This is a genomic window from Actinomadura syzygii (assembly GCF_008085905.1).
GTDB lineage: Bacteria > Actinomycetota > Actinomycetes > Streptosporangiales > Streptosporangiaceae > Spirillospora > Spirillospora syzygii.
This window is the reverse complement of the sequence record NZ_VSFF01000010.1, coordinates 502,007-516,686: the sequence shown is the minus strand read 5'-3', so window position 1 is coordinate 516,686 and position 14,680 is coordinate 502,007. Positions and strand designations below refer to the sequence as shown.

10 protein-coding genes are annotated in these 14,680 nt (G+C 72.1%); 8 read left to right on the top strand and 2 right to left on the bottom strand.

What is annotated here, in order from left to right; genetic code table 11:
* Positions 1-6 precede the first annotated feature (6 nt).
* Both ligA and FXF65_RS45480 read left to right on the top strand, forming a co-directional pair.
* Entirely contained in the window at positions 7-2,175 is a 2,169-nt protein-coding gene (ligA, locus tag FXF65_RS27800; RefSeq protein WP_148352953.1) for an NAD-dependent DNA ligase LigA, read from the top strand.
* 259 nt (positions 2,176-2,434) lie between these two features.
* Positions 2,435-4,642, top strand: a complete 2,208-nt coding sequence (locus FXF65_RS45480; protein WP_246199139.1) for a putative bifunctional diguanylate cyclase/phosphodiesterase — start codon at positions 2,435-2,437, stop codon at positions 4,640-4,642.
* Positions 4,643-4,666: 24 nt separating this feature from the next.
* Here the strand turns inward: FXF65_RS45480 and FXF65_RS27785 are convergent, their stop codons facing one another.
* On the bottom strand, positions 4,667-4,912 hold the full coding sequence (locus FXF65_RS27785; RefSeq protein ID WP_148352952.1) for a DUF6458 family protein: 246 nt from the start codon (positions 4,910-4,912) through the stop codon (positions 4,667-4,669).
* 164 nt (positions 4,913-5,076) lie between these two features.
* Between FXF65_RS27785 and gatC the strand changes: the two genes are divergently transcribed.
* The 5 genes from gatC to gatB are packed head-to-tail and all read left to right on the top strand — an operon-like array spanning position 5,077 to position 10,148.
* Complete coding sequence (gene gatC, locus FXF65_RS27780) at positions 5,077-5,376, top strand: Asp-tRNA(Asn)/Glu-tRNA(Gln) amidotransferase subunit GatC (protein ID WP_148352951.1); 300 nt, start codon at positions 5,077-5,079, stop codon at positions 5,374-5,376.
* A 3-nt stretch (positions 5,377-5,379) separates the two neighbouring features.
* On the top strand, positions 5,380-6,861 hold the full coding sequence (gene gatA / locus FXF65_RS27775) for an Asp-tRNA(Asn)/Glu-tRNA(Gln) amidotransferase subunit GatA (RefSeq protein WP_148352950.1): 1,482 nt from the start codon (positions 5,380-5,382) through the stop codon (positions 6,859-6,861).
* 25 nt (positions 6,862-6,886) lie between these two features.
* Complete coding sequence (locus tag FXF65_RS27770) at positions 6,887-8,050, top strand: AAA family ATPase (protein ID WP_148352949.1); 1,164 nt, start codon at positions 6,887-6,889, stop codon at positions 8,048-8,050.
* Complete coding sequence (locus FXF65_RS43965) at positions 8,047-8,649, top strand: DUF4276 family protein (protein WP_187412532.1); 603 nt, start codon at positions 8,047-8,049, stop codon at positions 8,647-8,649. Before FXF65_RS27770 ends, FXF65_RS43965 begins: the two co-directional genes overlap by 4 nt.
* A 14-nt stretch (positions 8,650-8,663) precedes the next feature.
* Positions 8,664-10,148: an Asp-tRNA(Asn)/Glu-tRNA(Gln) amidotransferase subunit GatB gene (gene gatB / locus FXF65_RS27760; RefSeq protein ID WP_148352947.1), complete on the top strand. Its 1,485-nt coding sequence runs from the start codon at positions 8,664-8,666 to the stop codon at positions 10,146-10,148.
* Between the two features lie 32 nt (positions 10,149-10,180).
* Here the strand turns inward: gatB and FXF65_RS27755 are convergent, their stop codons facing one another.
* A complete protein-coding gene (locus FXF65_RS27755) occupies positions 10,181-11,281 on the bottom strand; it encodes a PQQ-dependent sugar dehydrogenase (protein WP_148352946.1) in 1,101 nt (366 codons plus the stop codon).
* Between the two features lie 449 nt (positions 11,282-11,730).
* Between FXF65_RS27755 and FXF65_RS27750 the strand changes: the two genes are divergently transcribed.
* Entirely contained in the window at positions 11,731-14,610 is a 2,880-nt protein-coding gene (locus tag FXF65_RS27750; protein WP_148352945.1) for a putative bifunctional diguanylate cyclase/phosphodiesterase, read from the top strand.
* Positions 14,611-14,680: the final 70 nt, after the last annotated feature.

Here is a 14,680-nt window from a genome sequence, read left to right as displayed (position 1 = left end):
AGGGGCATGACCATGAGTGACGCGGTTCCGAGCGAGGCCAGGCAGCGGCACCTGGAGCTGACCCGGGAGCTCGACGAGGCCAACTACCGCTACTACGTCCTCGACCGCCCGACGCTCAGCGACGCCGACTACGACCGGCTGATGCGGGACATCCGCGCGCTGGAGGAGCGGCATCCGGAGCTCGTCACGCCCGACTCGCCGACGCAGCGGGTCGGCGCGCCGATCGTCACCGACTTCGCGACCGTCCAGCACTTGGAGCGGATGCAGAGCCTCGACAACGCGATGACCGCCGACGAGCTGCTCGCCTGGGACGAGCGCGTCGTCAAGGAGGTCGGCGAGGTCGCCGGCTACCTGTGCGAGCTGAAGATCGACGGGCTGGCGATCGCGCTGACGTACGAGAAGGGGCGGCTGGTCCGCGGCGTGACCCGCGGCGACGGGCGCACCGGCGAGGACGTCACGAACAACGTCCGCACCATCGACGACGTCCCGCACCGGCTGGAGGGCGACGGCTGGCCCGACGTCCTGGAGGTGCGCGGCGAGGTGTTCCTGCCGGTCGAGGGCTTCGAGCAGGTGAACGCCGCGCAGGTGGAGGCGGGCCGGGAGCCGTTCGCCAACCCGCGCAACGCGGCGGCCGGGTCGCTGCGGCAGAAGGACCCGCGGATCACCGCGCACCGCCCGCTCGGCATGCTCGTCCACGGTTTCGGCGCGTGGCGCGGCGGGACGCAGCCCGAGAGCCAGTCCGGCGCGTACGAGCTGATGCGCGGCTGGGGGCTGCCGGTCAGCGACCGCTACAAGGTCGTCGGCGGGCTGGACGCCGTCCGCGAGTACATCGCCGAGTACGGCGAGGACCGGCACGGCACCGCGTACGAGATCGACGGCGTGGTCGTGAAGGTCGACCAGTTCGCGCTGCAGCGCAGGCTCGGGTCGACGAGCCGCGCGCCGCGCTGGGCGATCGCGTGGAAGTACCCGCCGGAGGAGGTCAACACCAAGCTGCTCGACATCAAGGTCGGCGTCGGCCGGACGGGCCGCATCACCCCCTACGGCGTGATGGAGCCGGTCAAGGTCGCCGGGTCGACCGTCGAGCGCGCCACGCTGCACAACGCGAGCGAGGTCAAGCGCAAGGGCGTGCTGATCGGCGACACGGTCGTGCTGCGCAAGGCGGGCGACGTGATCCCCGAGATCGTCGCGCCGGTGGCCGACCTGCGCGGCGGCTCCGAGCGCGAGTTCGAGATGCCCTCGCACTGCCCCGAGTGCGGCACCGAGCTGGCGTACGAGAAGGAGGGTGACGCCGACATCCGCTGCCCGAACGCGCGGTTCTGTCCGGGGCAGCTCCGCGAGCGGCTGTACTTCGTCGCGAGCCGCAACGCGCTCGACATCGAGGCGCTCGGCTACGTCGGCGCGACGGCGCTGACGCAGCCGCTGGAGCCGTCCGACCCGCCGGTGAAGAACGAGGGCGACCTGTTCCACCTGACCGTCGACCGGCTGCTCCCGATCATGAGCCCGGTCCTCGACATGCGGACCGGCACCCCGAAGACCGACCCGAAGACCGGCGAGCCGAAGGTCGTGTCGTTCTTCGCGAACAAGGAGGGCGAGCCGAAGAAGACCGTCGAGGTCCTCTTCGAGGAACTGGAGAAGGCGAAGGGGCAGCCGCTGTGGCGGGTGCTGGTCGCGCTGTCGATCCGGCACGTCGGGCCGTCCGCGGCGCGCGATCTCGCCCGCGAGATGCGCTCGATGGACGCGATCGCCGCCGCCACCGAGGAGGAGCTCGCCGCCGTCGACGGGGTCGGCCCGACGATCGCGAAGTCCATCAAGGACTGGTTCGAGGTCGACTGGCACCGCGAGATCGTCGACAAGTGGCGGGCCGCCGGGGTCCGGATGGAGGACGAGGGCGCCGCCGGCCCGCGCCCGCTGGAGGGCGTCAGCGTGGTGATCACCGGGTCGCTGGAGGGGTTCAGCCGCGACTCGGCGACGGAGGCGGTGCAGCGGCTCGGCGGCAAGGTGTCGGGCTCGGTCTCCAAGAAAACGGGCTTCGTGATCGTCGGCGACAGTCCAGGGTCGAAGTACGACAAAGCGGTCAAACTGGGTGTGCCGGTGCTGGCGGAGGAGGGGTTCCGCGTCCTGCTGTCCGATGGGCCGGATGCGGCCAAAGGTGTAACCCTGAGCGCCGACGGCTAACGCCGCGTGGTCGCGAGGGGTTTCACCAGGTTTGCGTTACTCAGGGGTACACTTCCACTACCGAACGGTGAGTGGTCGGCATGGAATGGGCATAACGCAACGTACCCAAACGGTTTCGCGAAGTTGAGCAAAGGTCGTACCCTCCCACTCATCACGACCTACACCTGAATCTCCGGACGTAACACCCGGGGGGCGTCCCCCGAGGTCGGGGACGCCCGGTGGCCGGGGGACGACCCCCCAATCCCCCCCCGAGGATGTGATGAAGGACCCGAACAACACGCGGAACACGGCGCCGCGCCGGGGCTCCCCGTTGTGGATCTACTTCGTCGTCGTCGTCCTGCTCGGCGTCGCCGTCTGCGCCACCGCGTTCTCCGGGGTGACCGGCCCCGACCTCGACGCGCTCGTCCGCTCGCCGGTGTTCTGGATCCTCGGCTGCTTCATCATCTTCGGCGAGCTGCGCCCGATCATCACCCCCGGGTCCACCGAGAACAACGGCGCGACCATGTCCACCACGTTCTCGTTCGCCGCGCTCCTGTACGCCGGGCTGCCGATCGCCGCCGGGCTGCAGGCCGTCGCCGTGGTCACCTGCGGCGTCTTCCGCGGCCGCAGCCCGCACCGCATCGCCTTCAACGCCGCGCAGTACACGCTCAGCCTGGGCGCGGCGCAGCTCGTCCTCGCGCTGTTCGGCGACCTCGCGACGCCCACCGACCGGTGGGTCCCGGACGGCGCAGACCTCCCCGCCGTCGCCCTCGCCGGAACCGTCTACTTCCTCTGCAACGACACCCTCGTCGGCTCCGCCGTCGCCCTGCACGAGCGGGTGTCGCTGGTCAAGGCCCTCCGCTGGGACCTCGGCTACCAGGTCCTCGTCCATCTCGCGCTGCTCGGGCTCGCGCCGCTGATGGTGATCGCCATGGATCGGTCCGCGGTGTTCGTGCCGCTGATCGTCCTGCCGTTCATCGCCGTGTACCTGAACGCGTCGGTGTCCGTCCGGCGCGAGCACCAGGCCCTGCACGACGGGCTGACCGGGCTCCCGAACCGCAAACTGCTGATCACGCGGACGGAGGAGGCGCTCGCCGAGGCGCGCACCGCCGAGAAGCGCGAGGTCGAGAAGCGCGAGGCGGAGCGGCGGGGCGCGGGCCGGCCGGGGAGACGCTGGAGACCCTGGGCGGGGGAGCGGGGCGCCGGGACCCGCGGGCCGCGCGGCCCGCGCGCCGGCCTCGCCGCCCGCCGCCGCAGGGCCGCCGACCCGCCAACGCACCGCGCCGGGCTGTTCCTCCTCGACCTCGACCGGTTCAAGGAGGTCAACGACACGCTCGGGCACCCCACCGGCGACCGGCTCCTCCAGCTCGTCGCCCACCGGCTGACGCACAGCGTCCGGCCCGGCGACCTCGTCGCGCGGCTCGGCGGCGACGAGTTCGCGGTGCTGCTGCCGTCCGTCCGGGACGAGGCCGCAGCCCGCGAGGTCGCCGCCCGGCTGCGCGCCGCGCTCAGCGAGCCCGTCCGGCTGGACGGCATGTCGTTCGACCTGGAGGCGAGCGTCGGCATCGCGCTGTTCCCCGACCACGCGCCCGACTTCGAGCTGCTGCTCCAGCGCGCCGACGTCGCGATGTACCACGCCAAGGAGACCCGCTCCGGCGTCGAGATCTACACCTCCGGCAAGGACCGCAACTCCCCGGCCCGGCTGAGCATGCTCGGCGACCTGCGCCGCGCCCTCGACCGCTCCGAGCTCGAACTCTTCTACCAGCCGAAGGTGTCCCTGCGGGACGGCCAGCTCGTCGGCATGGAGGCGCTGCTGCGCTGGCGGCACCCGGTGGACGGCGTCCTCGAACCCGCGGCGTTCCTGTCGGTCGCCGAGCAGACCTATCTGATGCGCTCGATCACCCACCACGTCGTCGACGCCGCGCTCACGCAGGCCGCCGCCTGGTGGCGGGAGGACCTCACCGTCCAGGTCGCGGTGAACGCGTCCGGCCGGGACCTGCTCGACACCGGCCTCACCGAGACGATCGAGGAGGGGCTGCTGGCCCGCGGGCTGCCCGCCGCCGCCCTCCAGCTGGAGATCACCGAGCGCATCCTGATGAACGAGCCCGCCTACGCGTCCGACACGGTCGGCGCGCTGGCCGAGCTGGGCATCCCGCTGAGCCTGGACGACTTCGGCACCGGTTACTCGTCGCTCGTGCGGCTGAACCGGCTCCCGGTCGAGGAGATCAAGATCGACTCCTCGTTCGTCGGGCGGCTCGCCGACTCGCCCGAGGACGCGGTCATCGTCCGCTCGATCGTCGACCTCGTCCGCACCCTCGGCCTGCGCTCGGTGGCCGAGGGCGTCGAGGACCCGGTCACCGCCCGGCTGCTCCGCGAGATGGGCTGCGACGCCGCGCAGGGCTGGCACTTCGGCCGCCCGATGGACGCCGAGACCGCCACCGACTGGCTCCGCCGCCACATGCAGCGGGCCCCCGAGCCCGCGGCCTGACCGGACGGTTCGGGATAGACCGGCTCAGTACGGACGGCGTTGGGTGTACTCGTCCTCGTAGTAGTACTCGTCGCGCGGCGGAGGCGGCCGGCGGACGACCGCGCGGCGCGCGGAGGCGATCCGGACGATGCCGACGACGAGCCCGATCAGGCCGCCGAGCATCAGGATCAGGCCGACCAGCCGGATGTCGACGCCGCTGAGGTCGACGTCGACCGCGTAGGCCAGGATCGCGCCGATGATGATGAGGGCGATGCTGCCGCCGATGGTCACGGCGACCCTCCTCTCGTCCCGGGGGGTGAACGAAGGGATGGTTCCCTCCACCAGGATCTGAAACGGCGCGCCGGACCGGGGGGCGGGTAAACCGGTCGGGCGGAACCGGGCGCGGCCAATAGGATGGCCGTCGAACCCAACTCATCCCAGGAACGGTTTCTCTCATGTCCGCCATCACCCGCGACGAGGTGTCGCATCTCGCCCGCCTGTCCAGGCTGGCGCTCGGCGACGACGAGCTCGACCACCTCGCCGCCCAGCTCGACCAGATCATCTCCGCGGTCGCGCGGGTGCAGGAGGTCGCCGCGCAGGACATCCCGCCCACCTCGCACGCGCTCCCGCTGACCAACGTCTACCGGACGGACGAGCTGCGACAGTGCCTCACCCCGCAGCAGGCCCTCGCCGGCGCGCCCGCCGCCGAGGAGCAGCGGTTCCGCGTCCCGCGGATCCTGGACGAGGAGGCGTGACGGGTGCTGGTCAAGAAGACCGCGGCGGAGCTCGGAGAGCTGCTCGCCGCCGGTGAGGTGTCGGCCGTCGAGGTCGCGCAAGCCCACCTGGACCGGATCGCCGAGGTGGACGGGCGGGTCAACGCCTTCCTCCACGTCGACCGCGAGACGACGCTCGCGCAGGCCCGCCGGGTCGACGAGCGCCGCGCGGCCGGGGAGGAGCTCGGCCCGCTGGCCGGCGTCCCCGTCGCGCACAAGGACGTGTTCACCACCGCCGACATGCCCACCACCGCCGGGTCCAAGATCCTGGAGGGGTGGCGCCCGCCCTACGACGCGACCGTGACCGCGCGGCTGCGCGCCGCCGGGCTGGTCATCCTCGGCAAGACGAACATGGACGAGTTCGCGATGGGCTCCTCCACGGAGAACAGCGCCTACTTCACCTCGCACAACCCGTGGGACCTGGAGCGCGTGCCGGGCGGGTCGTCCGGCGGGTCGTCGGCGGCGGTCGCGGCGTACGAGGCGCCGCTGTCCACCGGGACCGACACCGGCGGGTCGATCCGGCAGCCCGCCTCCGTCACCGGCATCGTCGGGATGAAGCCGACCTACGGCGGGTCGTCCCGCTACGGCGTGATCGCGTTCGCGTCGTCGCTGGACACGCCGGGGCCGTTCGCCCGGACCGTCCTCGACGCGGCGCTCCTGCACGAGGCGTTCAGCGGCCACGACCCGATGGACTCGACGTCCGTCGCCGAGGCCGTCCCGCCGGTCGTGGACGCCGCGCGCCGCGCCGACGTCAACGGGCTGCGGATCGGCGTCGTCAAGGAGTTCGCGGGCGAGGGCTACCAGCCCGGCGTGTCCGCGCGGTTCGACGAGGCGGTCGAGGTGCTGGAGTCGCTCGGCGCGAAGGTCGTCGAGGTCTCCTGTCCCAACTTCACGTACGCGCTGCCCGCGTACTACCTGATCGCGCCGTCGGAGTGCTCGTCCAACCTGGCCCGCTTCGACGCGATGCGGTACGGCCTGCGCGTCGGCGACGACGGCTCGCGCAGCGCCGAGGAGGTCATGGCGCTGACCCGCGCGGAGGGCTTCGGGCCCGAGGTGAAGCGGCGGATCATGCTCGGCACGTACGCGCTCTCTTCCGGCTACTACGACGCCTACTACGGCAAGGCGCAGCAGGTCCGCACGCTGATCAAGCGCGACTTCGAGTCCGCGTTCGAGCAGGTGGACGTGCTGGTCTCGCCGACCACGCCGACCACCGCGTTCCCGATCGGCGAGCGCGCCGACGACCCGGTCGCGATGTACCTGGCCGACCTCTGCACGATCCCGGCGAACCTGACCGGCAACGCCGCGATCTCCGTCCCGTGCGGCCTCGCGGACGGCCTCCCGGTCGGCCTGCAGATCATGGCGCCCGTCCTCGGCGACGACCGCGTCTACCGCGTCGGCGCCGCCGTAGAACGCGCCCTCGAAGACCGCTGGGGCGGCCCCCTGCTGGCGAAGGCTCCGGCCCTCTGAGCGACGAAGGAACGGCGGTACGTCAATGATCACCCGCGTCGAGATCGACGGCTTCAAGTCCTTCCTGGACTTCAAGCTCGACGTCCCGCCGTTCCTCGCCTTGGTCGGCCCCAACGCCAGCGGCAAGTCCAACCTCTACGACGCCATCGGCTACTGGCTGGACTCCAGGCTCTACCACTCTGACGCGATCCTGGCCGACCGCCGGGGAAGACCGGCGGAGCTCTTCCACATGGACGATGCCGGTCGCTCGGTGGAAGTGTTCACGGTCGAGATGTGCTGCTTGGTGAATTTGCCGGACGGTTTGGCCGGCATCAAAGCCCTCGCAGGTGCGCGGATGGAGGACGGTGTTCCTAAGCACCAGCTTTACGACACCAGAATCCTCGATCTGACAACCGATGGAGACTTGCCAGACGCAGTACGCACAAGGGAGTCCCGGCAGATACACGACTTCTTCCACGATGAGGATCGGTTCAACGTCGTGGCCAATTCCCTTGAGACCGAGTTGGTGCGGGTGCTGTCCTACCCTGGCGATCCGCGTGCGATGCGGTCCGTGGCGAGTCTGGCCGATCAGCGGCCGCTGCGATCCGACGGGGCCAACCTGGCCGCCGTGCTCGGGCGGATGGGGTCGTCCCCCGCGCTGGACGATCTGATGGTCGACCTCGCCGCCCTGGTGCCGGATGTGCGCGAGGTCAGGACCGAGCTGGACGAGAAGCGCCAGGAGTGGTCGTTCGAACTCGTCCTCGAAGGGCAGGGGAGCGTCCCCAGCACCCTTCTGTCGGACGGCACGCTGCGGATCCTCGGTCTTCTCGCCGCGCTGCACGATCCAGACCACGCCGGGGTCCTGTTGGTGGAGGAGATCGAGAACGGGCTTCATCCGGGTCGGCTCGCCGAGTTGCTGCGGCGGATCCAGGAGCGGGTGACGGACCTGAACGACCCGGCGTCGTTGGATCGTCCGCTGCGGCAGGTCATCATCACCAGCCATTCGCCCGTGGTGGTGTCCGAGCTGTACCGGTCGCGGCCCGAGGCGCTCGTCTTCATGGACACGGCGGTTCGCGTGGATCCGGACAAGGAGCGGGTGTCCCGCGTCACCGTCGCGAAATCCGTCCGCGACGGGGGAGAACCTGGAACATTCGTGTCGCCCCGGCAGGTTCGCAAGTACCTGGGGACCGTGCGGCAGGACGAGTTGTGAGCCGCCCGCTGGTCCCCGGGCTCGTTGCTGAGAACACCACCGACGAACGGTTCCTCGGGCCCGTTGTCTTCCGGCAGCTCAGGGCGTTGACGGAGCGGGGGACCCGGCACGTCGTGGACGTCGCCAAGACCGAGATCGGCGAATGCTGGACGATCAAGGACGCCGACCGGGTCTGCCGGGCGGTCCTCGAGCTGGCCGAGGACTGCCATCTGGTCTGCGTCCACAACGACCACAACGAACGCGGCAAGGCCGCGAAGGTCGTGGAGGTCCTGGGAGAGCGGGGCCTGACCACGCCCGTGATCCCGCTAGTGCCGGTGCGGGAGACGGAAGCGTGGCTGCTCGCCGACCGCGAGGTCTGGGCGGGGCTGCGGGGGAGCGACCCGTCGCACCTGCCCGTCCGTCCCAGGGACGTGGAGAAGATCCACGATCCCAAGCCGGTGCTGGACGCGGTTCGCCCGCGGCGCGGACGCCGCTCGCGGGCCGACTACTTCGATTACATAGGACAGAATGTCGACCTCGACGTGCTCGCACAGATCCCGGCGTACGCCGCCTGGGTGGCCGAGACGGAAGAGGCGTTGAAGGGACTGGGATTCCTGTGAGCGTGGAAACGTTGATGGACTACGACGAGGCGCTCGCGCGGTTCGAGCCGGTGCTCGGGATCGAGACGCACATCGAGCTGGGCACCGTGTCCAAGATGTTCTGCGGGTGCCCGACGGGGTTCGGGGCCGAGCCGAACACGCAGGTGTGCCCGGTGTGCCTCGGGCTGCCGGGGTCGCTGCCGGTCACCAACCGCGCCGCGATCGAGGGCATCATCAAGATCGGCCTCGCGCTGAACTGCGAGATCGTCGAGTGGTGCCGGTTCGCCCGGAAGAACTACTTCTATCCGGACATGCCGAAGAACTTCCAGATCTCCCAGTACGACGAGCCGCTCTGCGTCGACGGCCACCTGGAGGTCGAGGTCGACGGCGACACGTACCGGATCGAGATCGAGCGCGTCCACATGGAGGAGGACACCGGCAAGTCGCTGCACGTCGGCGGTGCCACCGGGCGCATCCACGGCGCCGAGTACTCGCTGGTCGACTACAACCGGGCGGGCATCCCGCTGGTCGAGATCGTGACGAAGCCGATCGTCGCGACCGGCGACAAGGCGCCGCTCGTGGCCCGCGCGTACGCGACGGAGCTGCGCGAGCTCGTCCGGTCCCTCGGGGTGTCGGACGTGCGCATGGAGCAGGGCTCGATGCGCTGCGACGTGAACGTCTCGCTGATGCCGCGCGGCGCGTCCGAGTGGGGCACGCGCTCGGAGACGAAGAACGTCAACTCGCTGCGGTCGGTGGAGCGGAGCGTCCGGTCGGAGATCGAGCGGCAGGCGGGCGTGCTGTCCGCCGGCGGCCGTGTCGTCCAGGAGACCCGGCACTTCCACGAGGACACCGGCCGCACGACGAGCGGGCGCAGCAAGGAGGAGGCGCAGGACTACCGCTACTTCCCCGAGCCCGACCTGGTGCCGATGGCGCCGGCCCGGGACTGGGTGGACGAGCTGCGCGCGTCCCTGCCGGAGCTTCCGGCCGCGCGTCGCCGCCGCATCCAGGAGGAGTGGGGGCTGTCCGACCTGGAGCTGCGGGACGTCGTCAACGCGGGCGCCGTCGATCTCATCGAGGCCACCGTCGCGCAGGGCACCGACGCCGGGGCCGCGCGCAAGTGGTGGATGAACGAGCTGTCCCGCCGCGCGACCGAGCAGGGCGTCGAGCTGGCCGACCTGCCGATCACGCCGGAGCAGGTCGCCCGCGTCCAGGCGATGATCACCGCGGGGGAGCTGAACGACAAGCTGGCCCGCAAGGTGTTCGAGGGCGTCCTCGCGGGCGAGGGCGGGCCGGACGAGGTCGTCGCCGCCCGCGGGCTCAAGGTCGTCAGCGACGAGGGCGAACTGGCGTCGGTCATCGACCAGGTGATCGCCGACAACGCGGCCGTGGCCGACAAGATCCGCGCGGGCAAGGTCGCCGCGGCGGGCGCGCTGGTCGGCGCGGTCATGAAGGCGACCCGCGGGCAGGCCGACGCCGGGCGCGCCCGCGAGCTGATCCTGGAGAAGCTCGGCGCGTCCTGAGTCGTTCGTCCGCTGACGCCGCTCGGGCGGCGTCAGCGGACGGGGACGCTGATGATGCGGTCGTCGTCCTTGGCGGGGTCGCCGCGTCCGTCCCTGTTGCTCGTGGTGATCCACAGCGTGCCGTCGGGCGCCGCGACGGCGGCGCGGAGGCGTCCGTACACGGCCTCGAAGTGCGCGGCGGGCCGTCCGGCCCTGCCGTTGTCGAGGGGCACCTGCCAGAGGCGCCGCCCGCCGAGCGCGGCGGCCCACAGCGACCCGTTCGCGTAGGCGAGGCCGGACGGCGACGCCTCGTCCGTCGACCAGGTCAGCAGCGGGTCGGTGAAGCCCTTGCGGCGGCCGACGCCCTCCACCTCGGGCCAGCCGTAGTTCTTGCCCTTCTCGATCCGGTTGATCTCGTCGAAGGTGTTCTGGCCGAACTCGGTGGCGTACATGCGGCCCTTGTCGTCCCAGGCGATGCCCTGGACGTTGCGGTGCCCGTACGTCCAGATGCGGTTGCCGAACGGGTTGCCGGGGGCGGGCTTCCCGTCGGGCGTGACGCGCAGGATCTTCCCGGCGAGGGAGTTCTTGTCCTGCGAGAGGGGGCCGTCGCCGGTCTCGCCCGTCGTGATGTAGAGCATCTTGTCTGGGCCGAACTGGAGCCGTCCGCCGTCGTGGTTGGGTCCCTTCGGGATGCCGGTGACGATCGGCTGCGGCGCGCCGAGGGACCCGTCGAGGGTGGCGCGGACGACACGGTTGTCGGACGCGGTGGTGAAGTACAGGTAGACGAGGTGGTCGGTGGCGTAGGACGGCGACACGGCGACGCCCAGCAGACCTCCCTCGCCTTCCGGCTGCACTCCTGGCACCTTCGCGATCTGCCGCCGTTGCCCGGACGGCGACACCCGCACCAGGTTCGCGGTGTCGCGCTCGGTGACCAGCGCGTCGCCGCCGGGCAGGAACGCGACGCCCCACGGCACCGCCAGCCCGGACGCGACGACGCGCGCCCCGCCCGGGCTCGCGGACGGGGACGTCGCCCCGGCCGTGGCGGGCGGCGGGGTGCTCGCCTCGCCGCCGCCGGAGCCGTCCGAGGAGCAGGCCGCCGCGGAGGCCGCGAGGAGCAGCGCGGCCGAGGCGAGGACGATCGTCTGCTGTCGCATGATCGTATGCTTGCGCACGGGGCGCCTCCGGAGGAAGCGCGGACCGTGCGCGTCTGGCGGTTCCGCCCGCCGGTATCGCCCCCGAAGGCGGTCACACAGGGTGATCTCCGGCAGGTCGGACCAGGAGGGACGATTCGGTTTCGGTCATCCCAAACCGTGATCCGACTAGGGCGTTCGTCGCCGGGAGGACGCCCAGCCTCAATCGCTCCGTGACCTACCGAACGTACATTGAGCGTCACGGTGATCCCGTAGTGCAGCAACGTCGCTGATCTCCGGCGGGCGAGACGGACGCGCTCGCAGGCCGGCCCGCGCACTCCGCGCGGGGCACGATTCATGGCCTCCCGCCCGTTATCCGGGCGGGACGAGTGGTGAAGACCCACATCTCCCCTGGCGCGGCGCTGCGCCTCCAGGGACCGACGCTCCATCGGGGCGGGAAGGAACACGGCGCGATGAGCGGCGACCACACCAGGCGGATACCGCCGCGTGCGCTGCCCGTCGCCGTGGCCGCCATCGCCGGCGCGCTGTACGCCACCGGCTCGCTGCTCGGCTGGGGCGGCCGCGCGTTCATCGCGTGGACCGAGGCCGCCGCCGCGGGCGCCGCCGCCGTGTCGCTGCTGCTGTCGGCCCGGCGACCGGCCGGACCGCCCGCCGACGCCGCGCCCGGCGGGCTCTGGCGGGCGTCCTGGCGCTGGTACGGGATCGCCGCCGCGGCCTGGTTCGCGGGCGCGCTCGGCAGCGCGCTGTCGGGCGCGGGCGACCCGGGCGGGCGCAGCGCGCTGTCGCTGTCCGTCCCCGATCTGTTCTACCTGGTGGCGCTGACGTCGCTGGTGGTCGGCCTGGTCGTGCCGATCAGGCTGCCCCGGGACGCGGGCGCCTGGCTCCGCTACGCCGCCGACACCTACGTCTGCGCGTGCGCGCTGTTCGTGCTCGGCTGGGTCGCGCTGTTCGGCAGGCTCTACCACCAGTCGGGGGAGTCGCCGTCGGAGTTCCTGCTCGAACTGCTGTACCCGCTGATCGACATCGTGTTCATCTGCGGGGCGCTGCCATTCGTCCTCGGCGCGGCGCGCGGCCGGCGGCGGCTCGCCTGGATGGGCTACGGCGCGCTGACGGCGGTCGCGGGCGCCGACATCGTGACGACGTTCGTCCGGCTGGACGGCGGCCGGGCGGCCGACGACCCGTCCGACATCCTGCGGCTCGCCGGGCTGCTGCTCCTGCTGCTCGTCCCGTGGACGGGCCCGGCCCCCGAACCCGACCTCCCGGTCGACGACATCCCCGCCGACGTCGCCGACTCCGGCGACGAGCCGGACGCCGCCGACCCGGCGGGCGAGCGGCGCGGCCGCATGATCGGCCCCGGCCTCGCCCCGGCCGCGGTCGCCGCCGCGGCCGGGCTGTTCATCGCGGGCCACTCGATCACCGGGGAGAACGGCCTCGAACCCGGCGTGTCGATCACCGCGGGCTCGGCCGCGCTGGTGCTGATCGCGCGGCTCGCCGGGCTGCTGCGGGAGAACGACCGGCTGCGCCGCGCGGTGGAGACCGGCGAGGAGCACTTCCGCGCGCTGACCGAGAGCATCGACGACGCGGTCCTCATCTGCGACCTCGACGCGACCGTCCGGTACGCCAGCGCGGGCGCCCTGCGCACCTACCACTACGCCCCCGACGAGCTGCTCGGCCGCCCGCTGAACGAGATCGTCCACCCGGAGGACCTGCCCCGCGTCCAGGACGTGTTCACCGAGTTCCTCGACGACCAGGCCGGGACGGCGGCGGGCCGCCTCGCCGACCCGCGCGACGCGCTGCGCGTCTCGTGCCGGGTCCGCGCCGCCGACGGGACGTGGCTGCCCACCGAGTCCACGGTCTCCTGGTTCACCGGCTCCGACGGCGGGCCCGCCCGCCTGCTGGTCACGACCCGCGACCTGAGCGAGCAGGCGGCGCTCCAGCGGCAGGTCGCGCACCTGACCTTCCACGACGGCCTGACCGGCCTGCCGAACCGGTCCTACTTCGAGGAGCGCACCCGCGAGGTGCTGTCGCGGCGCCCGTCCGCCGGCGCGGTCGCGGTCGTGTTCGTCGACCTGGACGGCTTCACCGCCGTGAACGACTCCGAGGGCCACGCGGCGGGCGACCAGGTGCTGTCGCAGGCGGCGCGGCGGCTGCGGGCGAACGTCCAGTCCGACGACACGGTGGCGCGCTGGGGCGGGGACGAGTTCGCGGTGCTCGTCCAGCTCCCGCCGGACGACCGTGAGACACGCGCCACTGTCGAGCTGGCCGGACGCCTCCTGCGGGTGCTTTCGGTCGACCCTTACCAGGTCGGCGACAAGCACATCGTGCTGACGGCGAGTGTCGGCATCGCGTTCGCCGGCGATGACGAGCGCCCGCCGGAGGGCGGCGGCTCGGACGCCGAGCGCCGCCTCCGCCGCACCGCCGCCGACCTGCTGCGCAACGGCGACCTCGCGATGGCCAGGGCGAAGGAGCTCGGCGGCGGGCGCGTCGAGGTGTACGCGCCGCACATGCACGCCGACGTCGTCCGGCGGCTCGAACTCGGCAGCGACCTGCAGCGGGCGCTCGCCGAGGAGCAGTTCGCGATCGAGTTCCAGCCGGTGGTGGAGCTCGCGACGTCCCGGGTGTGCGGGGTGGAGGCGCTGCTGCGCTGGTGGCGGGGGAGCGAGGCGGTGCCGCCGGAGGAGTTCATCGGCCCGGCGGAGGAGTCCGGCCTGATGATCCCGCTCGGCGGCTGGGTACTGCGCGAGGCGTGCCGGGAGGTCGCCCGCTGGCGCCGCGACTCCTGGGACATCGGCCTCTCGGTCAACTTCACCGGACGGCAGATCGCCGCGCCCCGGTTCGTCGAGTCGGTCGCGGCGGTGCTGGCGGAGACGGGCCTGCCGCCGCACGCGCTGACGCTGGAGGTGCGCGAGGAGGTCCTCGTCGAGGACGCGGGCCAGAACGTCGCGCGCCTGTCGGAGCTGCGCGAGCTGGGCGTCCGGCTCGCCATCGACGACTTCGGCACCGGGTACGCCTCGCTCGCCTACCTCGGGCAGCTCCCCGTCGACATCATCAAGATCGACCCGTCGTTCGTGGCGGGCCTCGGCTCGGACGAGACCCTGACCCTCCTCACCCGGACGATCGTCCGGCTCGGCAGCGACCTCGGGCTGACCGTGGTGGCGGAGGGCATCGAGCGGCCCGAGCAGCTCCAGGCGCTGCGCGACATGGGCTGCCCGCGCGGGCAGGGGTTCCTCGTGGCGCGGCCGATGGCGGCCGGGCGGGTGGAGTCCCTCGTCCGGACGAACCTGGAGGAGCACGGCAGGTCCGGCGACGTGCCGCTTCCGCTGCCGGGCTGACCGGCGGCGCGAGCGCCGGCCGGCGACCGAGGGCCGGTCACGGGCGTCTCAAATGGTGAGACAAAGTGTT

Excerpts from the sequence above, each read along its gene's own strand:
- ligA (WP_148352953.1), top strand. The coding sequence starts at position 7 with ATGACCATGAGTGACGCGGTTCCGAGCGAGGCCAGGCAGCGGCACCTG.
- FXF65_RS27755 (WP_148352946.1), bottom strand. The coding sequence starts at position 11,281 with ATGCGACAGCAGACGATCGTCCTCGCCTCGGCCGCGCTGCTCCTCGCG.
- FXF65_RS27750 (WP_148352945.1), top strand. The coding sequence starts at position 11,731 with ATGAGCGGCGACCACACCAGGCGGATACCGCCGCGTGCGCTGCCCGTC.
- FXF65_RS27770 (WP_148352949.1), top strand. The coding sequence starts at position 6,887 with ATGATCACCCGCGTCGAGATCGACGGCTTCAAGTCCTTCCTGGACTTC.
- FXF65_RS45480 (WP_246199139.1), top strand. The coding sequence starts at position 2,435 with ATGAAGGACCCGAACAACACGCGGAACACGGCGCCGCGCCGGGGCTCC.
- gatC (WP_148352951.1), top strand. The coding sequence starts at position 5,077 with ATGTCCGCCATCACCCGCGACGAGGTGTCGCATCTCGCCCGCCTGTCC.
- gatB (WP_148352947.1), top strand. The coding sequence starts at position 8,664 with ATGGACTACGACGAGGCGCTCGCGCGGTTCGAGCCGGTGCTCGGGATC.